Origin of the sequence: Streptomyces sp. enrichment culture, assembly GCF_964273145.1 — a bacterium.
GTDB lineage: Bacteria > Actinomycetota > Actinomycetes > Streptomycetales > Streptomycetaceae > Streptomyces.
In genome coordinates, this window is the sequence record NZ_OZ186873.1 from 6332413 (window position 1) to 6355792 (window position 23380).

Annotated in this window: 20 protein-coding genes and 3 pseudogenes; 6 read left to right on the plus strand and 17 right to left on the minus strand. The window is 72.7% G+C overall.

What is annotated here, in order from left to right:
- The first annotated feature begins 16 nt into the window (after positions 1–16).
- Together ACSU6Z_RS28060 and ACSU6Z_RS28065 are read left to right on the plus strand one after the other, a co-directional pair.
- Complete coding sequence (locus ACSU6Z_RS28060; RefSeq protein ID WP_437049841.1) at positions 17–1123, plus strand: diiron oxygenase; 1107 nt, start codon at positions 17–19, stop codon at positions 1121–1123.
- Positions 1124–1307: 184 nt separating this feature from the next.
- On the plus strand, positions 1308–2534 hold the full coding sequence (locus ACSU6Z_RS28065; protein ID WP_437049842.1) for a wax ester/triacylglycerol synthase domain-containing protein: 1227 nt from the start codon (positions 1308–1310) through the stop codon (positions 2532–2534).
- Between the two features lie 199 nt (positions 2535–2733).
- Here ACSU6Z_RS28065 and fabG read toward each other — a convergent pair whose 3' ends face one another.
- The 5 genes from fabG to ACSU6Z_RS28090 form a co-directional block, all read right to left on the minus strand.
- Complete coding sequence (gene fabG, locus ACSU6Z_RS28070) at positions 2734–3528, minus strand: 3-oxoacyl-ACP reductase FabG (RefSeq protein WP_437049843.1); 795 nt, start codon at positions 3526–3528, stop codon at positions 2734–2736.
- Positions 3529–4377: 849 nt separating this feature from the next.
- Positions 4378–4791 carry a GNAT family N-acetyltransferase gene (locus ACSU6Z_RS28075; protein ID WP_437049844.1) on the minus strand — a complete coding sequence of 138 codons (414 nt, stop codon included), beginning with the start codon at positions 4789–4791 and terminating at the stop codon, positions 4378–4380.
- A gap of 293 nt (positions 4792–5084) precedes the next feature.
- Positions 5085–5723 carry a hypothetical protein gene (locus ACSU6Z_RS28080; RefSeq protein WP_437049846.1) on the minus strand — a complete coding sequence of 213 codons (639 nt, stop codon included), beginning with the start codon at positions 5721–5723 and terminating at the stop codon, positions 5085–5087.
- Between the two features lie 224 nt (positions 5724–5947).
- Complete coding sequence (locus ACSU6Z_RS28085) at positions 5948–6280, minus strand: DUF3140 domain-containing protein (protein WP_437049848.1); 333 nt, start codon at positions 6278–6280, stop codon at positions 5948–5950.
- 5 nt (positions 6281–6285) lie between these two features.
- The gene (locus tag ACSU6Z_RS28090) at positions 6286–6516 is read right to left on the minus strand and encodes a DUF2945 domain-containing protein (RefSeq protein WP_437050520.1); all 231 of its coding nucleotides are present in this window, start codon (positions 6514–6516) and stop codon (positions 6286–6288) included.
- 638 nt (positions 6517–7154) lie between these two features.
- Here ACSU6Z_RS28090 and ACSU6Z_RS28095 point away from each other — a divergent pair.
- A complete protein-coding gene (locus ACSU6Z_RS28095; RefSeq protein ID WP_437049849.1) occupies positions 7155–7493 on the plus strand; it encodes an STAS domain-containing protein in 339 nt (112 codons plus the stop codon).
- A gap of 186 nt (positions 7494–7679) precedes the next feature.
- Here the strand turns inward: ACSU6Z_RS28095 and ACSU6Z_RS28100 are convergent.
- Positions 7680–7945 (minus strand): annotated as a pseudogene (locus ACSU6Z_RS28100) (IS5 family transposase); the annotation flags it as partial.
- A gap of 541 nt (positions 7946–8486) precedes the next feature.
- Between ACSU6Z_RS28100 and ACSU6Z_RS28105 the strand changes: the two are divergent.
- Complete coding sequence (locus ACSU6Z_RS28105; RefSeq protein ID WP_437050278.1) at positions 8487–9695, plus strand: IS256 family transposase; 1209 nt, start codon at positions 8487–8489, stop codon at positions 9693–9695.
- 41 nt (positions 9696–9736) lie between these two features.
- On the opposite strand, the pseudogene ACSU6Z_RS28110 reads toward ACSU6Z_RS28105, so the two are convergent.
- From ACSU6Z_RS28110 to ACSU6Z_RS28120, 3 genes and pseudogenes are all read right to left on the minus strand, one after another.
- Positions 9737–9955 (minus strand): annotated as a pseudogene (locus tag ACSU6Z_RS28110) (helix-turn-helix domain-containing protein); the annotation flags it as partial.
- 488 nt (positions 9956–10443) lie between these two features.
- Positions 10444–11043, minus strand: coding sequence for an NAD(P)H-dependent oxidoreductase (locus ACSU6Z_RS28115; protein WP_437049851.1), 600 nt, complete (start codon positions 11041–11043; stop codon positions 10444–10446).
- Between the two features lie 106 nt (positions 11044–11149).
- A complete protein-coding gene (locus ACSU6Z_RS28120) occupies positions 11150–11986 on the minus strand; it encodes an NAD(P)H-binding protein (RefSeq protein WP_437049853.1) in 837 nt (278 codons plus the stop codon).
- Between the two features lie 90 nt (positions 11987–12076).
- On the opposite strand from ACSU6Z_RS28120, the gene ACSU6Z_RS28125 reads away from it, so the two are divergent.
- Together ACSU6Z_RS28125 and ACSU6Z_RS28130 are read left to right on the plus strand one after the other, a co-directional pair.
- The gene (locus ACSU6Z_RS28125; RefSeq protein ID WP_437049854.1) at positions 12077–13045 is read left to right on the plus strand and encodes an AraC family transcriptional regulator; all 969 of its coding nucleotides are present in this window, start codon (positions 12077–12079) and stop codon (positions 13043–13045) included.
- A gap of 121 nt (positions 13046–13166) precedes the next feature.
- Positions 13167–13473, plus strand: a pseudogene (locus ACSU6Z_RS28130) (transposase); the annotation flags it as partial.
- 22 nt (positions 13474–13495) lie between these two features.
- Here the strand turns inward: ACSU6Z_RS28130 and ACSU6Z_RS28135 are convergent.
- The 8 genes from ACSU6Z_RS28135 to ACSU6Z_RS28170 form a co-directional block, all read right to left on the minus strand.
- Positions 13496–14422, minus strand: coding sequence for an inositol monophosphatase family protein (locus ACSU6Z_RS28135; RefSeq protein WP_437049856.1), 927 nt, complete (start codon positions 14420–14422; stop codon positions 13496–13498).
- Positions 14409–15602: a hypothetical protein gene (locus ACSU6Z_RS28140; protein WP_437049858.1), complete on the minus strand. Its 1194-nt coding sequence runs from the start codon at positions 15600–15602 to the stop codon at positions 14409–14411. The genes ACSU6Z_RS28135 and ACSU6Z_RS28140 overlap by 14 nt, the downstream gene beginning before the upstream one ends.
- 155 nt (positions 15603–15757) lie before the next feature.
- Positions 15758–16507, minus strand: a complete 750-nt coding sequence (locus tag ACSU6Z_RS28145) for an HAD family hydrolase (RefSeq protein WP_437049860.1) — start codon at positions 16505–16507, stop codon at positions 15758–15760.
- Positions 16464–17960 carry a mannitol dehydrogenase family protein gene (locus ACSU6Z_RS28150; protein ID WP_437049862.1) on the minus strand — a complete coding sequence of 499 codons (1497 nt, stop codon included), beginning with the start codon at positions 17958–17960 and terminating at the stop codon, positions 16464–16466. The genes ACSU6Z_RS28145 and ACSU6Z_RS28150 overlap by 44 nt, the downstream gene beginning before the upstream one ends.
- 1175 nt (positions 17961–19135) lie before the next feature.
- Positions 19136–19321 (minus strand): hypothetical protein, encoded by a 186-nt coding sequence (locus ACSU6Z_RS28155; RefSeq protein ID WP_437049864.1) that lies wholly within the window; start codon positions 19319–19321, stop codon positions 19136–19138.
- Positions 19322–19515: 194 nt separating this feature from the next.
- Positions 19516–21591: an MMPL family transporter gene (locus ACSU6Z_RS28160; protein WP_437049865.1), complete on the minus strand. Its 2076-nt coding sequence runs from the start codon at positions 21589–21591 to the stop codon at positions 19516–19518.
- Between the two features lie 128 nt (positions 21592–21719).
- Positions 21720–22154, minus strand: a complete 435-nt coding sequence (locus ACSU6Z_RS28165; RefSeq protein WP_437050521.1) for a MarR family winged helix-turn-helix transcriptional regulator — start codon at positions 22152–22154, stop codon at positions 21720–21722.
- A 572-nt stretch (positions 22155–22726) separates the two neighbouring features.
- A complete protein-coding gene (locus ACSU6Z_RS28170) occupies positions 22727–23218 on the minus strand; it encodes a hemerythrin domain-containing protein (RefSeq protein WP_437049867.1) in 492 nt (163 codons plus the stop codon).
- Between the last annotated feature and the right edge of the window lie 162 nt (positions 23219–23380).

The following is a 23380-nucleotide window of genomic DNA, read 5'->3' on the forward strand; positions in this document are numbered from 1 at the left end:
AAGGAGGACGGCGCTCGTGACATCACCCACCCCGCCCCCGTCCGCGGCCGGCCACTGGACGGTGCCCGCCGGCGCGGCGACCACCTTCTCCTGGCGGTACGGCGACGGACGCGAACGGCTGCTCGCGCTCTACCAGCGCGGCAAGGACCGGCAATGGGACGCCGTACGCCGGATCGACTGGGACACCGAAGTGGACCCCGCCGACCCCCTGGGAACCCCCGACGAGGCGCTCCCCCTGTACGGCACCCCGTACTGGGAACGCCTGGGACCCGAACGGCGAAGCGAGCTGCGGCGGCACTTCGCCGCCTGGCAGTTCAGCCAGTTCCTCCACGGGGAGCAGGGCGCCATGATCTGCTCGGCCCGCATCGTGGAGAGCACGCCCGACCTCGACGCCAAGTTCTTCGCGGCCACCCAGACCATGGACGAGGCCCGCCATGTCGAGATCTTCTCCCGCTTCCTGGGGGAGAAGATCGGCCTGACCTACCCGGTCGACGGCAGTCTGCGCACCCTGCTGGACGACACCTTGCGCGACTCCCGCTGGGACCTGCCCTACCTGGGCATGCAGGTCCTCGTCGAAGGGCTGGCGCTGGCGGCGTTCGGGCTGCTGAGGGACAGCACGGCCAAGCCCCTTCCGCGGCGCCTGCTCGCCTACGTCATGCAGGACGAGGCCCGCCATGTCGCCTTCGGCCGCATGGCCCTGCGCGACCACTACCGCGACCTGAGCGCGAACGAGCTGGCCGAGCGGGAGGAGTTCGTCATCGAGGGCTGCCACCTGATGCGGCACCGGCTGCGGGGAACCGACGTGCTGGAGAACTTCGGGGTGTCCCGCACCGCGGCCGTCCGCATCGCGGAGGAGAGCGGCTACCTCAGGGCCTTCCGCCGGGCGCTGTTCTCCAGGATCGCGCCCTGCGTCAGGGACATCGGGCTGTGGAGCCCCGAGGTCCGGGAGGCGTTCGCCGACCTGTGCGACGGGGATGTACGGGGCGGCGACCTGGACCGGCTGATGCGCCAGGACGACGAGATCGCCGAAGCCCTGGACGCGGAACGGTTCACCGCCGAGGAGAGGGCACGGGCCACGGAGATCGACGAGATGATCACCCTGGGGGAGGATCCGAGCCGGTGACGGCGACGGATCCGCGCGGTCCGCGCAGTCGCCACCAAGACGCCGGGCACCGGCGCCCCACGGATTGGGCCCCCGCGCCCGGGAACGCGGGGGGACCGGGCCCTGACCGGCCCCGCCGCCGCACGCACCCGGGCCTTTGCCGGACCGGGCCGGCCGCAGCCCGTCACCCCCGAGGAAGGCACGCTTGACCACGCGCAGTGGACGGACCACCGGGCCGGCCGACCGCTATTTCCTCGGGAACGGCACCGCCTGCGGGTTCGTGCTGGACTTCGACGGCCCGGCGCCGCCGGCCGAGCGCCTCGCCGCGCGGGTGCTGCGGCGGGCGTCCTCCAACGCGTCGCTGCGCTCGCTGCCGCCCCCGCCCGGCCGGTACGGGTGGACCTCGCAGCGGGAACCGCTGCGTCAGGACGCGCACGTGCGTCACGTCGTCTGCCCCGACGACGGCACCATGACGGCGGCCGCCCGGACACTCCCGGACCAGCCGCTGCCCCGGCCGCCGCACCCTCCCTGGGACGTGTGGCTGCTGCACGCCCCGGGAAGGCCCGGTTTCCGTGTCGTCTACCGCGTTCACCACGCCCTCCAGGACGGAGTGGGTGCGGCGCACGCCTTGCTCGCCCTCCTGGCCGACCGGGCGGTCGAAGGCCCCCGGCCTCACCGCGCGGCCCCGCCCACCGTGACGGGGGCGCTGCTCGCCGGACGGTCCTGCCTGGCCGCGCTGCGCCCGGCGAAGGGCTGGGACGTCCTGCGCCGGGCACCGTCGAACCGGACCCGGTGGGTCTGCGCGGACGTGCCCGAATCCCACTTGCGCGAGCTGGCGAAGGGGTACGGCACAACCGTCAACGACGTCTGCCTGGCGGGTCTGGCGGGCGCGCTCGGACGCTGGCACGGCGCGCTGCGCAGGACCCCGCACCCGGCCCCCGAGCTGCCGGTCCTGCTGCCGATGTCCTTCCGCCAGGACCACCAACGGTATGCCCCGGGCACGTTGGCCACCGCGCACCGCCTCGTGCTCCCCTGTCACCTCCCCGGCCTGGAGCAGGCCCTGCGCTCCGTGCACAGGCAGACCCGGGCGCTGCGCGGCCACCGGGTCCGCGACACCTCCCGCCTCGTGCTGGGGCTTCTCCCCGCGGCGCTGGGACACCGCGCCGCCGCTGCCGTGCTGGGCGCGAGGGAGGTTCCGCTGGTCGTCAGCAGCGTCACCCTGCCCACCGGGTTCACCTGCTTCGACGCGAGGCTGAGCGCCGCGTCGCTGATGTGCGACCTCTACGGCGGCCGGCTGGGGTACCTCTCCTTCACCCGCGCCGCGGGCGTCGTCCGGTGCGGCCTCGTCCACGATGCCGCGCTGCCCGGCGCGCCGGCGATCCCGGCACTGTGGCGCGAGGCCGTGACGGGGGGAGCGGGGGCGCCCCGCTGAGAGGTCCCCGGCTGAGCGTGGGCCGGGCCGTGTTCCAAGGCTGTCCCGCAGGGGACAAAGGCGCGCAGCCGGCTGTCGCGCTGCCGCTCCCGCGGCCCGCACCCGGCACGAGGGGATGATTCCGGATGCGTCGGGGCCGGGTCGTGCGGGCCCGGCCCCATGGGCGGGCCCCGAAGGCCGGGCGGTTCTCCGGCCGAGGTCAGGGGGTGGCGGGGGGAGCGAAGGCGTCCAGGGACTCGGGGAGGGTCTGGCCGCCGTCGACGGTGAGGGACTGACCGGTGACGAAGGAGGCTTCGTCGGAGGCGAGGAAGAGCACGGCGTGTGCGATGTCGGCCGTCTCGCCGAGCCGGCCCAGCGGGATGGAGCCGGTCATCCGGCGCAGGTAGTCCGGCCCGAGGTCGGTCAGCCCCTCGGTGCGGACGTTCCCGGGCAGGACGGCGTTGACCGTGATGCCGTACGGCGCCAGCTCCAGGGCCGCGCCGCGCAGGAAGCCCAGCTGTCCCGCCTTGCTGGCCCCGTAGTGGGACCACCCCGCGTAGCCGGTCGTCGGGCCGGTGATCGAGGAGGTCAGGACGATCCGGCCGCGGCCGGCCCGTTCCATCGCGGGCAGGCAGGCCCGCACCGACAGGATGGAGCCCCGGAGGTTGACGTCCAGGACCTCGTCCACGTCCTCGGCGGTCAGCTCGCGCAGCGGACGCTCCGGGAAGATCCCGGCGTTGGCGCACAGCACGTCGATCCCGCCGTACCGCCGTTCGGCCTCGGCTGCCATCCGCTCGATCTCCTCGGGCCGCCGCACGTCCACGCCCATGCCCGCGACCCGTCCGCCGGTGATCCGGGCGAGGCCGTCCGCCGCCGTGCGGGCCGTCTCCTCGTTCCGGCCCGTGAGCAGCACGGCGGCGCCCTGCCGGGCGAAGAGTTCGGCGATGCCGAGCCCGATCCCCCGCGTGCCCCCGGTCACGATGACGGACCGGTCCTCCCAGCGTGTGAACGTCATGTCGTCTGCACCCTTCGCCGCCGTTCCTCCGCCACCGGGGGCACCCGGCCGCTGTCCGGGGCACACCAGTGCTGCGACCGTACAGGTTCACCGGGTTGCTGTTGATGCGAAGTGCTCGATGAACGGGGTGCCGATGTGCTTCGCCGGTGGTCGGCCAGGCCGTTCGCGAGTTCCTCCCCGTCGCCGTCACGGATCGTGCGGAGGGCTCGCCGCAAGGCGAATGTGCCGCGGATCGCGGTGACGAGGGCAACGGGGTCCGCGGTCCGGCCGGTTGCCCACTCGTGTTCGGCCGCGGCACGGGCCACGCCGTCGTTCACGCCTACCACTGAGCACCTGAGCCCAGGCCGGTCGCCCGCGAGGGGGCGCGATCACGATGGGAGAGGGGCGGCCACCGACGACGCGCTCACCTTGGACGTGGACGCCTTCGTCGCCCGGATGCCGGCAGACCCGGCCGATCCGGCACCACCCTCGCCGCCCTGCGCCACCACTGAACCGCAGCACCGCCACGGCCTTCGGCGACGGTGATCCCGGAAAGGATCCCGGGGGTCCCCGCCCGTGCGCCCGCCCGAGCGGACGGAAACCGGGGCGATGGTGATCGGCGCCGCCAGGGGAGACCCCGACGCGCCGCCGAGGGCGGACCGGTCGCCCCCGAGGGCGGACCGGTCGCCCCCGAGCGCGCCGTCGCTTGCGGCAAGCGACCGTTTGCGACCGGTCGCACGAGAGGAGCCTGGTGCGCCATGTCGAAGGGCGCGGACAGCGCCCGGCGGCGAGGACGACCACGAGCGGCGCGGGCGGACCACCGCGACGGACGCCCCGGTCAGAGCCGGTGTTCCGCCGCGAAACATCCCCTCAGACGACCGGGACGCGGCGGACAGGGACCTCGAAGACGAGTTCGAGACCGTCCTCCTCGTCCCACTGCTCCCCGACCTCGACGAAGCCGAAGCCCGAGATCGTGGCCAGGGACGCCACGTTGTCGGGGCTGATCGTCGCCCGCACGGTCGTGACCGCGGGTGCGGCCGCTGCCCGGCGAAGCAGCTCGATCAACGCGGACCGGGCGTATCCCCGGCGGCGGAAGGGGGGAGCGATGGAGTACCCGATCTCGACCATGCCGGCCTCATCGGGCGGTCCGTGGAACCCGGCGTGTCCGACGACCAGCCCCTTGTCGCCGACGACCGCCTGCCGCGCCATCCACCGCGCACGACCGGGATCGGCGGCCATCTGGCCGAGCCGGAACCGCCACAGCCACCGTGCTCTGTCGGTCACGAAGTACTCGCTCAGCGAAACCCCGGCCATCCTGCTGGCTGCGGACAAGTCCCCGTCGAGCAGAGCGGACATCACCTCGCCGGACAGCTCGACAAAACGGATCCGTTTCGGGCTCCGCGTGAACGGTCCCTGGCAATCGGTTGAGTTCGTCACCCGCAGATGCTCGCTGACCGGACCGAGGGACGTCCAACGATTTCGAAGCAGCCGGGCGGTCGGCCCGCGGCACCGCCCACCACGGCCCCGGCCCCGTGAGCGTCCTCGGCCACAGCGCCGGGGACGGTGCCACCGGTACGTCACACGTGCCGTGTGCCGTACCAGCGCCACTCGGTGAGCCGCGGGCGGTCGGGCAGGGCCGTGCGCCCGGTCGCCCACAGCAGGGTCTCCCACGCGTCGCAGCCGCGGGCGACGTGGGGAAAGAGCCTGTCCAGGACCCTTTCGCACAGCTCTCCCGGCGGTGACCACTCCAGGTTCAGCCCTTGGCAGACGTCGTGGGTGTGCACCAGGGTCTCGACCACGGCCATGGCGGCGAATCCCTCGGGATCCGAGGGTCCGAAGACGTGATACGCGACGGTGTCCGAGGGGGCCGCGAGCAGGGCGGACGCGAGCAGGCCGGCACACGCCTCGAGGACGAGCAGATGCCCCTCGATGCCCGAGTCGGGCTCGATGGAGATGACGTTGGCCGGCCCGCCGCTTCGGTCGCTGCGCGTCCTGAAGGGCAGCAGCGCGGACGTCGGCGGCTCGGCGAGCCCGAACCGCGCGGCGTAGGTGAACAGGTCGTCGGCCAGGTGCTCGAGCGTCTCCCGGCACGTCCACTCGAGCGTCCCGGCCCTGGAATCCAGGTCCGGGGCGTCCGCACGGCGCAGGGTCTCGACGGCCAGGCGGACGACCCGGCGTACATCCTCACCGCCGACCGCGGTGTCCGCTTCACGCATGTCGAAGATCGTAACAACGCCGTTCCCGCTGTGACCTCGCGGTCTGCGCTCCTCTTCCCCCGTGCCGATCGACCGTTGCCGACTCCGGATCCGGGGCGAGCGGGCTCACCGGATCCGGTTCTCGATCGGCGGGGTCGTCCCGGGCGTCCGGCGCGTCGCGCACGGCCGGCTCGCCGACGCCCCCGCAGCGAGCGGGGACGAGTACGCCGACCACCCCACCCGCGTCACGCCAAGGGGTCGTGTCCCCAGTTCATGAGCGAGTACCGCCACCGGGTGTCCCGGACGTCGCCCGGCGGCCGCTGGGCGAGATGTCGCCGGACGTAGCCGACGACCTTGTGCATGTGCCGGTAGTCGTCGTCCGAGAGGTCGGCCTTCCTGGTGCGCAGGATCTCCAGGATGCGACGGCCGGAGGCATGCCCGGTGGACTCGTCGCCGTCCTTGTGCTGCCCGGCGCCCTGCGACTCCTCCGATGCCAGCCACTCCTCCAGTTGGGCGGGCTTCATGTTCACCAGTTCGCGGAACTCGTCCCAGGTCGCCTCGCGCTCTTCGTCGTGCACGCCGCTCACTTCTTCTTCCTCAGCGCGGACGGCTTGTGTACCGCGGACCTGCCTGACTTCTCGCTGCGTACCTCGTACTGCGGATCCTCCGCGGAGGCGTCCACCGTTCTTCCCGCTGCCTCCGTCCGTTCAGTGATCTTCGCCTCCACCCTTCCCTCGGCCTCATTGCCGTGGCTGCTCCAGACCACCTTGTCGCCCTTCTCCATCTGTTCGCGCTCGCTGCCGCCCTTCGCCATGGCCTTCTCCGCCTCCCGTGCTCGCCGCTGGACAGTTCGATGCCCCATCTCCAGGATGCGAGCTCCCCGGCCGCATCGCAGCCCCAGGCCGGCGTCGGAGCCGGCCGGTGTCCCGCGCCCCGCCCCGGATCCCCGCGGCAACCGGTACTGATCGTGTCCTTCCGGGGCTTCGGCACCGTCGACGGCGCCTGGCTCGATCCCCGACCCGTGCGGCGGGGCCGTGGGGCGGTCGTCTTCTTCGTTCGCCGCTTCGCGGGCTGCGTCGTGCGCGGTGCGCGCGCCTCGCGGCGGGTGCCGGCCCGGTGTCCTCGCGTCCCGGTGGTCGTGCGGGGCCGGGTCGGGACACCGGTTCCCCCGGGGCGAGGGCCGCCCGCACGCTGTCCCGGGCCACCGGCCGGACCGCCTCGAACCGTGCCTTCGGCCGGTGCGCGCGCCGACCGCGGTCACCTCCGCACGGGGCCGCGCGGGTCCCACTGTGCGATGATGGGCGGACATGAGACCGACCGGCGCCGCGGGTACCGGTCTTTCGGGTCCCGGGAGTCGCCCCCTTCTAGGGCACCCGGTTCCCGCCATCGTCGGCCCGTTCCTTCCAAGGGGCGCTTCGCCTTTGGGCTCCTCACCCTTGGAAAGGGGCGCCCATGCACTTCACCATGCGGATTGACGGCACCACCGCTCGCATCACCGTGCACGGTGAGATCGACTATTCCACCCTGCCCACGCTCCGTGCCGCCGCTGCCGGACTCCCGCCGAATGTGACCGAGCTGATCTGGGACCTGCACGACGCCCACTTCATGGACGTCGCCGGCCTCCACCTGCTCTTCGAGGAACCGTCACGGGAGGGTCCGCCCCGCAAGACGACGGTGACCAACCTCGCCCCCCAGCCGCTGCGGCTCCTGCTCCTCGCCACCGAAGTGAACCCCGCCCTTGAACTCGCCCGCCTGTTCCCCGACACACCCCAGGTCGCCCTCGACGAGTGACGACTGCCCGGCCGGGACGAGCGGCGGTACCGCTTCGCCGGGCCGCCACCCCACGGACCCGGGAGCGCGGCAAGGGCACGGTGGCTCCTGCGCGAAGCGCTGACGGGCTGAGGGCGGGGCGATCTCGGAGGTCGCTCTCGTTGTTCCATCCCGGAATCTGTGGCTGGTGTGGCTTGCGAGGTCGCGTCAGGAGATGGTGTTCCCATTGGTGAGGCGGTGGGCCATGAGGTCGGTCATGGCGAGGTGGATCATGGCTTCGGAGCGGGCCGGGAGGGTTTCGTAGTCGCGGGCCAGGCGGCGGTGGAGCATCAGCCAGCCGTACGTGCGCGCCACGGTCCAGCGTTTGGGCAGCGGGGTGGATCCTCTGGTGCCGGGGGTGCGTGGACGATTTCCCTGTCGATGCCGAGGGTGGCTGCGTGTTCGACGAGGTGTTGGCGGCAGCCGCCGTCGGCCTCGGGCGGCGCCCGAACGCCAGGGCCCGGCGGCGGCGCTTGGATCGCCAGGCCGCCAGGACCGGCTCGACCAGCTCCCAGCGGGCATCGGACAGGTCACTCGGATACGCACGACGTTCGCTCATGACCTGGATGTACCGCCGGCAGACGAGTGCGCCCAGGCGTGTGTTCCGCCTCGTGGAAGCACGCGACTCGATCAGGCGTCCTGGAATGAAACAGGCGCGAACCGCCTCCAGCCCCACCCGTCACCTCATCCAGCCCTTGAACCCCACTCGGAACGGCAGCCTCATCAACACCACACCAGTCCACCGCAGAAAACCGACGATGACAATGCATTGCAGACGAAAGCGACCTCTCGAAAGCACCCCGAACCCATCGTTGGGTCTGTAGCGTGAACGGTGTAACTCCCCAATAAGTGGCAGCAGTTAAGGCTGCTGTGACCGATGGGAGCAGGACCGTGAAGCAGAATACGCGTTCGACCACCGAAGTGGACGAGGAGACGGCTGCGCCGTCTCTGGACAGGTCTCTGGTGGCCCAGCTGATGGCTCAGGCAAAGGCTGACGGTGTGACCCTGACCGGAGAGGGAGGACTCCTCGCCCAGCTGACGAAACTGGTGCTGGAAGGAGCCCTGGAGGGCGAGCTCACCGACCATCTCGGCCGGGAGAACGGCCAGCGGACCGAGGACGGCCGCAGCGGGAACTACCGCAACGGGCACCGGTCGAAGACGGTGACGACGGAGGTCGGGCCGGTGGAGATCGACGTCCCGCGCGACCGGAGCGGATCGTTCGAGCCAAAGTTGGTGAAGAAGCGGCAACGGCGACTGACCGGCGTCGACGAGATGGTGCTGTCGCTGTCGGCGAAGGGCCTCACTCACGGAGAAATCTCCGCGCACCTCGCCGAGGTCTACGGCGCCGAGGTGTCCAAGCAGACGATCTCCACGATCACGGACAGCGTGCTCGAGCGGATGACCGAGTGGCAGAACCGTCCGCTCGACCGCGTCTACCCGGTCGTGTTCATCGACTGCGTGAACGTCAAGATCCGCGACGGCCAGGTCGCCAACCGGCCCGTCTACATGGCGCTCGCCGTGACCGCGGAAGGAACCCGCGACATCCTCGGCCTGTGGGTCGGAGACGGCAGTGAGGGAGCCAAGTACTGGCAGCACGTCCTCACCGAGATCAAGAACCGAGGCGTCGCGGATGTCCTCATGGTCGTCTGCGACGGACTGAAGGAACTTCCCGAGTCCGTGACCCGCGTTTGGCCCCTGACCGTGGTCCAGACCTGCGTGGTTCATCTGCTGCGGAACAGCTTCCGTTACGCGGGCCGGCAGGACTGGGAGAAGCTCGCGAAGGACCTGCGGCCTGTCTACACGGCTCCGACTGAGGCCGCGGCAGCCGAGCGGTTCGGCGAGTTCCAGGAGAAGTGGGGGACGAAGTACCGGGCCGTCGTCCGGCTCTGGGAGAACGCCTGGGCGGAGTTCGTGCCCTTCCTCTCCTTCGATGCGGAGATCCGAAAGATCATCTGCACGACCAACGCGATCGAATCGGTCAACGCCAGGATCCGCAAGGCCGTCCGGGCCCGCGGCCACTTCCCGACCGACCAGGCCGCCCTCAAGTGCGTCTACCTGGCGATCATGAGCCTGGACCCGAAAGGCACCGGCACGAAGGCGTGGACCCGCCGCTGGAAGCCGGCCCTGAACGCCTTCGACATCGCGTTCGACGGCCGACTCACCCTCGGCACCGCTAACAACTGAAATCAACCAACGGAGTTACACCGTTCCGCAGACACTCCCGTCTTGGGGCGGGCAGCCGATCCCCCGGAGCGCAGGGTCTGTCGGCCGCCTTCCTGCCAGGAACGGCGCCAGCGCTGCATCGAGCGCACGCTGACCCGCGGCTCCTTCGCCACCGTCGCATTGTCCTGTCCCTCGGCGAACATCTCGGCCGCCTCCATGCGGATGCGTTCGCGAAACGCCCGCCGCTCGGCGGTCAGGCCGCCGCCTTGCGGATACCTCATACTTCCGGCATACCGCGACAACCATCGCTTGTCAGCCTCGCGACATCACGCCGACAATCTCAGTGGAGGGTCCGACCCCGGTGGTCCTGGACACCCGGAGCGTCCACGTGGCCGCCGGGGTCCCCGCCTCCACGACCCGGCCAAGCGGCGCCCGGCCGCAAGCGGGGGCTTGCCGTGGACGCCCTCGGCCTGGTCGTCGCGGCCGTCGTCCTCGCCGCGAACACCGACGACAACACCGCGGGCATCGTCCTGCTGGACCAGGTCGCCGAGTACGCCGGCGGAAGCGTCCGCGAAGCCCTGGTCGATCAGGGCTTCAAGAACCAGGTCGCCGCGAACGGGACATCGGCCTCGGTGGTCGACGGGCACGGAGCCTACGGCGCGATGAGCCGTCGGACGGCGAACACGGAGACTCCAGCGCAGCTCTACACCGTCGGTGCGGCCACCCGGTCGTGTTCTCCCGGACAGCCTCAGCGGGTGTCCGACTCGCCTCATTCCTTCAGGCGGGCGCGGATGGTTTCGCTGATGGTCCGCACCGCACGGTCGACCTCGCGCACCGTGGCCTCGGGGGAGAGCTGTTCGGATTCGTGGATGAACGCTGTGGAGCCGCGCCGGCTGCCGCAGTAGTCGACGATGCCGTGCTCGATCTGCGTCCGCAGTGCGCTCTCGTATCCGTGACGCTCGTACGCACCGGAGTCGTCGCCGGCGACGGGGAGGAGATGGGTGGTGAGGTTCTGCAGTTTCGGCCGCAGGCCCGTAGCGGGGGAGTGCTCGAAGGCCCAGCCGTTGACGAAGACACGGTCGATCCACCCCTTCAACAGTGCAGGCATCGACCACCAGTACACGGGGAAGACCAGCACGAGATCGGTGGCACGCTCAAGACGACGGTGCTCAGCCATGACGTCAGCCGGATAGTTGCCGCCTTCGTGGTACGCCCGACGATCCGCCGGTGTGAACCGGGGGTCGAACCGCTCCTCGGACAGGTCGGCAATCTCGACCGAACCGGGTTGAAGCGCTGCCTCGAGTCTTCCCAGCACGTAATGCGTCAGGGACCGGGGATCCGGGTTGGCGGTGACCAGCAGGGCATGCATCGATGGCTCCGGTTACGCGTTGACAAGTGGTGAGGATGTGCAGGATGGCGCGCGGTGCTCCGCCCCGCGGAGTCCTCCAGTACGCCAGGCGAAGGACCCGCGGGACTCAGCACCGCCAGGCTTCCGCTGCCGCGGCCCGCAGGACGAAGTCCTCGAACGTCCGCGGCGCGCGTCCCAGCACGGTGGCGACATCGTCCGACGTCCAGGCGGCGACCCCGCGTTCAAGCAGCACGAACATCTCGGCGAGGTGCTGGGCCTCGTCCTCGCTCCAGCCCTCCCGAATCAACATCGCGGTGTACTCGGCCGGGGAAATGCGCCGGAAGACGATGGGCCGCCCGGACGCCCGGGAGATCAGCTCGACTGCCTCCGCCCAGGTCAGCCCGCGCGGCCCGGTCAGCTCATAGACTCGACCGGCGTGCCGGCCGGGCTCGGACAGTACCGCGGCCGCCACGTCGGCGACATCCTCGAGGTCGATGAACGGCTCGGGGACCGCACCCGCCGGAAGCGCCAGTTCGCCGGCGGCCAGCGGGACGCGGAAGGGGTGCCCGTCGAAGTTCTGGGCGAAGTTCGAGGCACGCAGGACGGTCCATTCCAGCGCCGAGCCGCGCACGGCGTCCTCGGCCGAGCGCATGTCCAGCCCGAACGGGGAGTCGCCCCAATCGTCGGCGCCGTGACCGGAGAGCAGGACCAGGCGCCGCACACCGGCGGCCTCGGCCCGCGCCACGAAGTCGTGCACCGGACCGGGCACGGGCGGGGGCACCACGTAGGCGACGGTGACGCCCCGCAGGACCTGGTCCCAGCCGGTGGGGTGGAACCAGTCGAACGGCGTGGGACTGGAACGGGAAGCGGCGCGCACGGGTGTGTTGCGCAGCCGCAACCGGGCGGCCACCCGCCGGCCGGTGTTGCCCGTCGCGCCGAGGACCAGAGTGGTGTCGTTGCTCATGACAGCGAGTCAACGGTACGCACCCGGACGATTCCATAGGTGATACGCCAGATCACCTGGGTGATCGTCTGGATCGTCTAGCCTTGGCGTGTGGATGCTTTCGGCGACCTACTGCGTGGATTGCGGGCCCACGGCTCGTTGTTCGGCAGCTCGACCCTGTCCCCGCCCTGGTCGCTGCACTTCGTGGACGGCGCACCGCTGACCTTGTGCACCGTCCTTTCCGGAGGCGGCTGGATCGTGCCGGAGCACCGCCCGCCCGAGCGTCTGGGCATCGGCGAGACGGTGATCGTGCGGGGCCCCGCGCCGTTCCTCTTCGTCGACGAAGTGGGCACCCGGGCCGACCCCGTCGCGTGCGGCGCGTTCTGCTCGACGCCCGAGCAGGGCGGGACCCGGTACCGGCTCGGCTGGCACGACGCCGGCACCGGCGGGGAGAACACGACGACCCTGGTCGTCGGCGCCTATCCGGTGCGCGGCGAGATAAGTCGCAGGCTGCTGGACGCGCTGCCCGTCGTACTGCGCGTGGGATCCGGCGACGGGCCCGACCCCGTGTGGGACCACCTCGCCACCGAGGTCGCCGCCGACACACCGGGCCAGCAAGTCGTCCTCGACCGACTGCTGGACTGGATGCTGGTGTGCGCGCTGCGCGAGTACTTCGACCGGCCCGGCGGAACTCCGCCAGGCTGGTACTCCGCCGGGCGCGACCCGGTGGTGGGCGGCGCGCTGCGCCTGCTGCACGGGGAACCGGCAGCGCCGTGGACGGTTGCCTCGCTCGCCGCCCGGACCGGAGTGTCGCGAGCCACGTTGGCGAAGCGGTTCACCGACCTGGTCGGCGAGCCACCGCTGACCTACCTCACCCGCTGGCGCATGGCGCTCGCGGCAGACCTGCTGACCGAGCGCGAGACGATGACTGTCGCGGAGGTTGCCCGCACCGTGGGCTACTCCGACGCCTTCGCGTTCAGTGCGGCGTTCAAACGAACCCGCGGCATCAGCCCCAGCGCCTACCGGCGCACCGCAACGACCCCGCCCCCGCAGCCGGCCGGCGGTACATCCAGGTCATGAGCGAACGTCGTGCGTATCCGAGTGACCTGTCCGATGCCCGCTGGGAGCTGGTCGAGCCGGTCCTGGCGGCCTGGCGATCCAAGCGCCGCCGCCGGGCCCTGGCGTTCGGGCGCCGCCCGAGGCCGACGGCGGCTGCCGCCAACACCTCGTCGAACACGCAGCCACCCTCGGCATCGACAGGGAAATCGTCCAACGCACCCCCGGCACCAGAGGATTCACCCCGCTGCCCAAACGCTGGACCGTGGCGCGCACGTACGGCTGGCTGATGCTCCACCGCCGCCTGGCCCGCGACTACGAAACCCTCCCGGCCCGCTCCGAAGCCATGATCCACCTCGCCATGACCGACCTCATGGCCCACCGCCTCACCAATGGGAACACCATCTCCTGGCGCGACCCGCAAGCCACACCAGCCACAGATTCCGGGATGAAACAACGGGAGAAAACGACCTCTCAGTGCCGACCGGGGCCGTCGCCTCCCCCGAACCGGAGCGGCTCCCGTGCGGGAGGTCGTCCCGCACCGGCGCGCCCCTGGCCTTCGCCACCGGTGTCGGCGCGGCCGGTCCGGGGCGCACCGGTCCGCGGGTACACCACGGCGAGGAGGGACCGGAGGGACTCCCACAGAGCCGGCGGGGCCGCCAGGACGTCGCCGCTGCGCGGCCAGGTCCCGGGCGTCGGGCCGGTCAGGTCACCGGCCGTTCCGCCCGCCTGCTGCACCAGCAGCACACCCGCGGCGCAGTCCCACGGCTGCAGCCCGGGGGCCCACAGGGCGTCCGCGCGGCCGGTGGCCACCTGGGCGAGGGCGGCTGCCGCGCTGCCCCCGCGGCGCACGTCGCGCACCCGCGGCAGCAGGGCGTTCACCATGGGACCCGCCCGGGGACGTTGTTCGGGCCGGCCGAGGTTGACTTCCACCAGCGCGCGGGCGAGGTCGTGCTGGCACAGGACGGCGGTGGGCGTGCCGTTCGCCGTGGTGCGCGCGCCGGCCCGGGCCTCGGTCAGCAGGCCCGGCACGGGCTCGATCACCACCCCGGCGAGCAGCCGGTCCCCGTCGGCGTCGGCCGCGGCGACGCTGACCGCCCAGTCCGGACGCCCGTAGAGGTAGTTGGTCGTCCCGTCGATCGGATCGATGATCCACCGCACTCCGCTGCGGCCCGTGGTGGTTCCCTCCTCCTCGCCGAGGACGGTGTCGTGCGGCCGGTGCTCCGCCAGGACGGCCCGGATGGCGCGCTCGGTGTCCCGGTCCGCCTGGCTGACCAGGTCGTCGGGGCCGGCCTTCTCCTCGACGAGCAGCCCATGGGCGCGCCCGCGCCAGGAGGTGGCGGTGCGGGCGCCCGCCCGAGCGGCGTCCCGGGCGAGGCCCAGCAGGTCATCGAGGTCCATCGGCGTCCCTCCGCACGGCTTCCCAGGTGGCCTGGCCGACCACCGCACGGGTGAGGGGAACGAGTGGGGCCGACACCAGGGAACGCACGCGTGCGGGCAGTGCGCCGATCGTGTTCGGGCAGCGGCTGCTGAAGGTGAGGTAGGCGGCCATCAGGGACAACCAGGGCAGCAGGGCGGCCGGCGGGCGCGGCTGCGCGGTGAGGAACAGCAGTGTCAGGTGCGCGGCGGAGCCGGCGAGGACGGCCGCGGGACGCCCCCTCGGAAGGAGGATCACCACCGAGGTCGTGACCGCGCCCAGCGCGGCGGCGGCCACGGCCCGCTCCACCGGGACGTGCGCGGTGAGCAGCACCCCCGTCACGGCCGCCGCCGTCCCCGCGACCACCGCCGCCACGTTCCACGGGGCGGCGGGCGAGGTGCGGCCTCGCAGCGGTGCCCAGTCGGCCGGGGCTGCCCCGGCGGGGTGCGACGGCAGCCAGCGCACCAGCGACAGGAGGTGCTCCCGGGCCTGTTCGGCCCGCGCCGTCCAGGTCAGCCGGCCGTGGTCCGACGTGGCGAACGCCAGGCTCTCCAGGGCCCACCTGCTGGTGACGAACGCGATGCCGAACGCCCACAGCGCCACGGTCGCCGACACCGCCAGGGCCGGACGCCGGCCCAGGTCGACGACGAGCGCGAGGCCGGTCATGCCGCGGACGGCGTAACCGGCGCCCACGACGACCCACAGGGCGACCACCGCGGGACGGACCGGCGGCGGCACCGTCCCGCTGCGCCCCGTGCCCCGCGTGCGCAGGGCCTCGTAGGCGAAGGCCGCGCCGAAGACCGCCGCGGTCACCCCCGCGAGAATGCCGGTGAGGTGAAGGGAGGGCAGTGCCAGAGCCAGGGCCGCGGTGACCAGCAGGCGTGCCACCGCGACCGCGCCACTGGCGCCGACGCGTGCCCGGGCCCGCTCGATCGGTCCCGGCAGCCGCCCGCGGTCCCGTTCGGCGGGGTGCTGCTGATCGGCGACGAACCCGCGGATGTCGTTCCACTGGTAGCGGGCGGGGTAGATGAGCAGCTCCAGGGCTCCCCAGACCACCAGGGCCCGCAGCACGGTCTGCTCCGTCGCGTGCGCGCCGGCGGCCACGGCCAGCGCGAAGGTGAAGGGCATCAGCAGTGCCTTGACCGCGTCCTTGGGCCGCGGCATCACCAGGTACCCGAGCATCGAGCGGCGTCGGCGGGACGGACGAGGCGGCCCGGCGGACCCGTTCAGACGCCGCGGTCCGGGGTCCTGCGGGCCGGCGTGCCGGGGCCGCGGCCGACCTGACGGCACGGTGAGGTCACGCGGTCGCCCGGTGCCCGTCACGTGGCCACCAGTGCCGTGTCGCCGGTGAGGTCGCGGGTCAGCTCCCGCCAGCTCCGCCGCACCCAGGCCGCCCCGGCGCGGCCCAGTTCCTCGATGCGGGCGGCCTGTTCGCCGGCCGGGACGAACTGCACGATGCCCGCGGTGGGGATGCCCGCCGCCACCGCCGACGCCGCGCCGGTCACGGAGTCCTCCAGGGCGAGGGCCTCACGGGCGGTGATGCCGAGCCTGTCCAGGACGAACCGGTAGATGGCCGGGTCCGGTTTGCTGGTCGGCACGGGCAGGCTGTCCTCGGCGCTGAAGCGTCGGTCGGCCGCCAGCAGAGCGTCCAGGCCGCTGGCGGTGAAGCACGCGGCCAGGCGCGTCAGGGCACTGGAGCTCACCACGGCCAGCCGGTAGCGGCGGCCCAGTGCCGACACGGCTGCCACCACGTCCGGCCCGGGCCTCAGCATCCGGCCCAGGTGGGCGGTCACCTCCGTCTTCTCGCGCTCCACCCACCTCTCCAGCTCACCGGCGTCCAGGTGGACCCCCTGGCGTTCGGCGAGGTCCCGGGCCGTGGCGCGGAAGTTCCTGCCCGTGGTGGTGCGCCGCAGGTGCTCGGGGGAGAAGTCGCCCGTCAGGCCGAAGTGACGGGCGAAGTCCCGGGTGACCGCTGCGGAGGCGACGAACGCCGGTTCCTCGGACGGGAACAGGGTTCCGTCGGCGTCAAGCAGCAGCGTCGTGGTTCGGGTGAGGTCCGGAATGCTCATGGGTCTCCTGCGCTCCAGGGGGAACGGGGCGTTCGGCAGGTCGTGCCGTCGATTGCATGGCGGACCGCAGGCTCCTGCCACTGCTGAAGCCGCCGGCGAGGAACCGGCGGACGGCGGCCACGCTCACGGTGTCGTCCGCGAGGTCGCCGAAGATGTCGGTGAAGGCCAGCAGGGGCCCCGGGTCGTCGCCGCCGCGCAGGGCCGCTTCGCGCAGTTCTCCGGCACGGGCGTCCTGCAGGTCGATCGGGTCGCCGTCGAGGTCCACCCCGCGCAGATAGCGCATCCACGCGGCAACGGCGAAGAGCAGCCGGGTGCGGGGCCGATCCTGGGCGCGCGCGGCGTGCAGGGAAGGCAGCAGGTAGTCGGGCATCTTGGTCGAGCCCCGGCGGCACAGCCTGGCGAGCTGGTCCCCGATGCCGGGGTTGCGCAGGCGCTCCAGCACGGTGCCGCAGTACTCGTCCGGATTCATGCCGGGGACGTCCGCGGGCAGCAGGGGAGCGATCTCCTCGCGCATCAGGCGTTCGACGAAGGCGGCCACGACCGGATCCGTCATGGCCTGGTCGGTGGTGCGGTGCCCGGCCAGGTATCCCACGTAGCCCAGCGCGCAGTGGGCGCCGTTGAGCAGCCGGCTCTTGATGAGTTTGTACGGGGCGACGTCGTTCACGAACAGCGCGCCGACCCGGTCCAGCGGCGGCCGGTCGTTGCAGAAGTCGTCCTCTATCACCCACTGGGTGAACCGTTCGGTGATCACCGGCCAGCGGTCACCCACCTGGAAGTCCTCCTCGACCTCGTCCCGGTCCCCCAGCGTGGTGGCCGGGGTGATGCGGTCCACCATGCTGGCGGGGAAGGAGACCCGCTCCTCGATCCACCGGGCCAGCGCGGGATCGCGCCGGCCGGCCAGGGTCATGACCGCCTCACGCGCGGCGGCGGCGCTGTCGGGCAGGTTGTCGCACGACAGCACCGTGAACGGGGCCTGGTGGGCGCGCCGGCGTTCTTCCAGGGCGTCGACGATCAGGCCGAACACCGAGTCACGGGCCTGCCCGGGGTCGGCGGGCAGCCGGTAGCCGTCGGCGGTGATCGTCAGCGTCACCAGCCGTATGCGCGGGTCGGCAAGCCGTGTCAGCACCGCCTTCCGGTCCTCGGCCAGCAGGAGGTACTCGGCCATGCTTCCGATGACCTTGGCCGTGCTGTCGCCGGCCCCGCGCTGGACGACGGTGAAGAGGTTGTCCTGTGCGCCGAGGACCTGTCCCATCTCGCGCCGTTTCATGCCGACGCCGATCACACCCCACCGGGTGAAACCCAGCTCCGCCAGTTGGTCGAAGTAGACCTCTTGATGCGCGCGGTGAAAGCCCCCGACTCCGAAATGCACGATGGCCGGTTCGATCCGGGCGCGGTCGTAACCGGGCGTTTCCAGCTGACTGCCGGGCGAGGTGCCGAGGGTGCGGTTGTTCAACGCGGGGACAGATCCGGATGACTCGGACATTTTTACGATCCCTGGTGGCGCTCAGTGCTCATTGTTCTCACTGCCGATGTCCTTCTGGAGGAGGGGTGCCCTGCGACTCGATCGGCCGTGGTGGTCTTCGGTCCCGTCCCGGTCGGGCCTGGCGGATCCGCGGAGGGGCCGGCCGGGGGAGGGGCCGGGGATCCCGCCGGAGCGGCGGGATGGTGTCGGAGTACCACCGGACGGCTATCGAAAACGGGCTAAATGTGCCAATTGGGAATTACTGGACGCCTCCGCTCGGGCGGTGTATGGTTTCGGGCCCGCACTCGGCACACCTTCGGCGCCGGGCGGGCGAACGCCCGGACCCCCGAGTGCCGGCGGCCCGGTGTCCGCCGCGCGGGACCCGCCGAGGGGCCACCGCGGGTCCGGCCCCGATCCGGCTCCGCCGCCCCGGCGCACGGGGCGGGCACGGGACCGCGGTCGGAACCGCCCCTGCCTTCCGCGCCGGTATCCGGACGTGCCCGACCGCCGAGGGGCACCCGGTCACGGTGCCCGAGCTCGCGAGGCCGGTCGAAGCGCACCACGCCGATCCGGTGACCGCCGACAGCGAGCCCCCGTCGCAGGTGCGTGGTCCGCGGGACGGCGTCGAGGCGCGGGTGGGTGGACCGCAGCGGGCCGATCCCGGGCATCCTCGACGAGCACGCCCACAGGTGCGGGGAGAGGGCGCGAGCGGAGGGGCGCACCTCGCCCACGAGCCGCCGCGGGTGCGCGGCCACGGCCGCGGGACGCCGCGGACCGGCGGCGGCCGGGCGGCCGGCGGAGCGGGCATCGGCGCGCGCGGTGGTCCGGGCGGCGGGCTGTGCGGCCCGTCGGTTCACGCGGTCCGCATCCGCCGGCGCACGTGCCGACGAGCCCCCTGCGCCGACCCCGCCCGCGAACAGGACGTGACGCGGTCGGCCCGCTGGTCGCGGACCCGTCTGCCGGAGACCGGCCTCTCCCAGGGGGAGGCGCGGGCCATGCGCCGAGGCGCCGAGACCCTCACCTGCCCGCCGGGGGCCCGCCCCACCGGCCGCGCCCGAGCAGTGCGGGCGGGTCCGCCCCGAGCACCGGGTGATCCGTCACCGCTCGACCGGCCGGAGCGGCGCCCGGGCCGCGCCGTGCGGGAAGGCCTCGGACTCCGTCGCTGCTCAGGGCATGCAGAACGCCAGGAGGACCACTGCGACGACAACGAGCGCGACGGCGAGCCACACGGACTTCCCCCGTCGGCCTCCGCTGGTGCGCGAGACGTCCTCCGGGCCGCCACCCCGGGGCCGGTCCTCCGGCAGCTCCGGGTTGTCCGGGCGATCACGTGTGTAGAAGTCGTCGTCGGCCATCTCGGACTCCCTTCGTGCACGGCACCGTGTTCCCCTGACGGCTCCGGCCGAACCTCACCCCGCACCGCGGAAGGCCCGCTGCCCGATCGCCGGCCCCGGCGCACGCGTCGAGTCGCTCCGCTTGGTTCCCCGCGACCGCGACAGCGGGTGGACCGGCTCCTCCGACACCGTGGCCGAGGACACGGACGTGCTGCTCAGCGCCGGCTCAGCCGACCGGGCCACCACACCTTCGCGCCGATGTCCCGGGCGAGCGCGGGCACCAGCAGGGACCGCACGACCAGGGTGTCGAGCAGGACGCCGAAGGCGACGATGAAGGCGACCTGCACCAGGAAGGCCAGCGGAATCACCCCGAGCGCGGCGAAGGTCGCCGCGAGCACCACGCCGGCGGACGTGATCACCCCGCCGGTGGTGACGAGCCCGCGCAGGATGCCCCGGCGCACGCCGTGCCGCAGGGACTCCTCCCGGACCCGGGACATCAGGAAGATGTTGTAGTCCACGCCGAGGGCGACCAGGAACACGAAGCCGTACAGCGGTACGGACGGATCGGTGCCGGTGAAGCCGAACGCGTGCGGGAAGACCAGCGCGCAGACGCCCAGCGTGGCGAGGAAGTTGAGCGCCACGGTGACCACCAGCAGCGCCGGCAGGAGCAGGGAACGCAGCAGGGCGACGAGGATGACGAAGATGATGCCGAGGACGACCGGCACGATGAGGGTGCGGTCCCGTTCGGCGGTGCGCAGGGTGTCGTACCGCTGGGCGGTGTAGCCGCCGACCGCGGCGTCCGCGCCCGGCACGGCGTGCAGGGCGGTGCGCAGCCGGGCCACGGTGTCGCGGGCGGCGTCGCTGTCGGCGGCGTCGCGGAGGGTGACGTCGAGGCGGACCCGCCCGTCGACGACCAGCGGCTTTCCTCCGCCGGGCCGGCCGGAGGCGGTGACCGGTGCCGCCGAGGCGACGCCCTCGGTGCCCCGCGCGGCCGCCGTCACCTGCGTCAGGCGGTCGGCGTCGGCGATGACCACGGCGGGGTTGCCGGCGCCGCCGGGGAAGTGCTCGCCGAGGACGCGCTGCGCGGTCACGGAGGGCGCGTCCCCGACGAACGTCTCGTCCATCGGTACGCCCTTGGAGGTGAGGGCGGGGGAGCAGGCCGCGGCGGCGAGGAGGCCCGCGAGGCAGACGGCCCAGACCTTGCGCGGCGCACGGTCCACCAGGCCGGCGACGCGGTCCCAGACGCCGTGCCCGGCGTCGGCGGCGCGGGGCTTGGCGGGCCAGTAGGCGGCGCGGCCGAGGAGGACGAGGACGGCGGGCAGGAAGGTCAGGGAGGTCAGCACGGCACAGGCCACGCCGATGGCCCCGACGGGGCCGAGCGCGCGGTTGTTCGTCAAGTCGCTCAGCAGCAGGGCGAGCAGCCCGAGGGCGACGGTCGCGGCGCTGGCGACGATCGCGCCCCACGACTCCCGCACCGCGGCCCGTACGGCCTCCCAGCGGTCCGCGCGCAGCGCCAGTTCCTCGCGGAAGCGGGCGGTCAGCAGCAGGGCGTAGTCGGTGGCCGCGCCGATGACCAGGATGGACAGGATCCCCTGGACCTGGCCGTCGACGCGGACCACGTCGTGGTCGGCGAGCACGTAGACCAGGGCGCAGGCCACACCGAGGGCGAAGACGGCGCCGATGATGACGACGAACGGCAGCAGGACGCTGCGGTAGACGAGCAGCAGGATGACGAGCACGGTCACCAGGGCCACGGCGAGCAGCAGGCCGTCGATGCCCGCGAAGGCGTCGGAGAGGTCGGCCTGGCTCGCGGCCGGTCCCGCCACGTGCACGGTCGTGCCGGGGACGCGTTCGGCGGCGTCCCGGACGCGCTCCAGGGCGTCGGCGAGGCCGTCGCCGAGGTCGGGTCTGAGCGGGACGACGCCCTGGAGGGCTTCCCCGTCCTCGGAGGGCAGGGCGGGTGAGGCGCGGCCGGCCACACCGGGCTCGCCGTCGAGGGAGGCGAGGGCCTGCGTGGCCGCCCGCTGCCGGTCACCGGCCCGGGTGCCGCCGTCGGTCGTCCACACCACGACGGCGGGCAGCGTCTCCTCCTGCCGGAACGCCCGCTGTTCGTCGATGACCTCGGTGGACTCGGCGTTGCGCGGCAGGAAGGCGGCCTGGTCGTTGGTGGCGACCTCGCCGAGGCGTCCGGCGAAGGGACCGGTGGCGCCGCCCACGCCGAGCCAGGCGATCAGCAGCAGGGCGGGCAGGAGCAGTCGCGGCCATCGGGCGCGGCGCGGGGTGGCGGGCATGGTTCTCCAAGGAGGAAAGTCTCTCAACGGAAAACAATCTCAATGATTGAGTTAGTTTTCGGTGATGGTAGACGACACCTTCCCCTTCCCCCGCCACCCGGTGCCCGAACGCGTCCGCGGCGGCGCGGTCAGCCGTCCGTGGGTCTGGTGTGAGCCAGTTCGTCGTTGAGCGCGGCGAGGAACCGCACCACCACCGACAGCTCGTCCTCGGTGAAACGGGACCGGGCGGCCTCGGTGGCCTCGGCCAGGGGCCGGAAGTGGGAGCGGGCCGCCGCCCGCGCGCCGTCGGCGTAGTGGAGGTGGACGACCCTGCGGTCGGTGCTCTCCCGCACCCGGCGGATGTGCCCGGCGCGTTCCAGCCGGTCCACGCAGGCCGTGACGGCGCCCGAGGTGAGCCCGAGGCGCTCGCGCAGCCGTCCCGGCGTCATCGGCTGCTCGGCGTCGAGGATCGCGGCCAGCGCCTGGACGTCCGTCGGGTGCAGTCCCTGGGCGCCGGCGAATCCGTGCACCAGGCGGTTGATCTCACCGTTCATGCGGCGCAGCTGGACGGCGAAGGACGGCAGGCCGGTTCCGTCCGGGTGCTCCGCCGTCGCTGTGTCACGCTGCTGCCGCTCTCGCTGCCGGCTGCCCCGGTCGTCCGTACTGGCCACGTGATCAGCCTATAGAAGGCTCCCGGGGCCGGGCGGGGGCGGCGGGGCCCTCGCCCGGCGGACGGCGCCGCCACGGCGTGGAGCGGGCCGTGCACCATCCCGGGAACCGCCCGCTCCGGCCTCTCCCGTCGGCGCCGCGGCCGACCGCCCCGCCATGCGGACGGCCGACGCCCCGGGCACCACGAGACCCACCCCCCGTGGAGGCGGTGGGGGCCATACGGGGCCTGCGGCGACCGCCGGCCGGCTCCTCGTCCGGTTCCTGCGCCCGCGGCCCGCTCGTCCGCCACCGCGCACCCGTACGACCACGTCACGGCCCCGGAGCGGCAAAGTCCCGATCAAACCCGAACGGTTCCGCCTCGCGAAGGCGTGCTGTACAGGCGGGACTTCGCCGCGCCCGCGCGACACGGCCGCAAACCCCGGGGGCTCGCGGCCGTCGTCGTGCGCGAAGACGTCGTCACCGAGGGGAGAAGGAGTTCGTCGGCGGGTCAGGACCCGACGATCCGGCGCACGTGGTCCACGGAACCGCAGCCGGCCTTCAGTTGGCGCTCACGCTCCCGCAGGAACGCCGCGCCCAGCTCCTCCCGCCGCCGCATCGCCACGTTCTCGCGCGCTCCGTTGAGGATGGTGCGCTCCTCCTCGTCCGCGTGGTGGTTGACGGCCTCCACGAGCTCCTCCAGCTTCGAGTCCCACTCCTCGGAACCGATCTCCTCGACCTCCAGGAGGGCCAGGAGGGCCTTGTTGCCCTCGTCGTGCTCGTGCTCGCCGTGCTCGACCTCTTCGTCGTCGATGTCCTTGTACCGCTTGAGGGCGGGGTAGACCTCGGCCTCCTCGGCCGACGCGTGCGCGATCAGCAGGTCGGCGAACTCCCGCAACGCGGCCGCTCGGTCGGCTTCGACGCTCCGCATCCGGCGGAAGAGGTCCTCCATGCGGCGGTGGTCCCGGAGGATGAGTTCGACGACGTCCTGGGTCTCGGCCATGGAACAGCAGAGCCTTTCGTGTGAAGGGGTCGGGCCATGACCGCATACCCCCTTCCCGCCGTTTCGCGCAGTGCCGGCCTCATTCCCTGTCGCCGCCGGCGGCTTCCGGAACGGAAACCGCCGACGCGGACCGGGTCCGCGGCAGCCGGCCGTCGTGACACC

Coding starts and splice junctions, on each gene's coding strand:
- ACSU6Z_RS28155 (WP_437049864.1), bottom strand. CDS start 19,321: ATGGCCGACGACGACTTCTACACACGTGATCGCCCGGACAACCCGGAG.
- ACSU6Z_RS28095 (WP_437049849.1), top strand. CDS start 7,155: ATGCACTTCACCATGCGGATTGACGGCACCACCGCTCGCATCACCGTG.
- ACSU6Z_RS28135 (WP_437049856.1), bottom strand. CDS start 14,422: ATGGACCTCGATGACCTGCTGGGCCTCGCCCGGGACGCCGCTCGGGCG.
- ACSU6Z_RS28160 (WP_437049865.1), bottom strand. CDS start 21,591: ATGCCCGCCACCCCGCGCCGCGCCCGATGGCCGCGACTGCTCCTGCCC.
- ACSU6Z_RS28105 (WP_437050278.1), top strand. CDS start 8,487: ATGGCTCAGGCAAAGGCTGACGGTGTGACCCTGACCGGAGAGGGAGGA.
- ACSU6Z_RS28115 (WP_437049851.1), bottom strand. CDS start 11,043: ATGCATGCCCTGCTGGTCACCGCCAACCCGGATCCCCGGTCCCTGACG.
- ACSU6Z_RS28145 (WP_437049860.1), bottom strand. CDS start 16,507: ATGAGCATTCCGGACCTCACCCGAACCACGACGCTGCTGCTTGACGCC.
- ACSU6Z_RS28090 (WP_437050520.1), bottom strand. CDS start 6,516: ATGGCGAAGGGCGGCAGCGAGCGCGAACAGATGGAGAAGGGCGACAAG.
- ACSU6Z_RS28120 (WP_437049853.1), bottom strand. CDS start 11,986: ATGAGCAACGACACCACTCTGGTCCTCGGCGCGACGGGCAACACCGGC.
- ACSU6Z_RS28170 (WP_437049867.1), bottom strand. CDS start 23,218: ATGGCCGAGACCCAGGACGTCGTCGAACTCATCCTCCGGGACCACCGC.
- fabG (WP_437049843.1), bottom strand. CDS start 3,528: ATGACGTTCACACGCTGGGAGGACCGGTCCGTCATCGTGACCGGGGGC.
- ACSU6Z_RS28080 (WP_437049846.1), bottom strand. CDS start 5,723: ATGCGTGAAGCGGACACCGCGGTCGGCGGTGAGGATGTACGCCGGGTC.
- ACSU6Z_RS28140 (WP_437049858.1), bottom strand. CDS start 15,602: ATGCCGCGGCCCAAGGACGCGGTCAAGGCACTGCTGATGCCCTTCACC.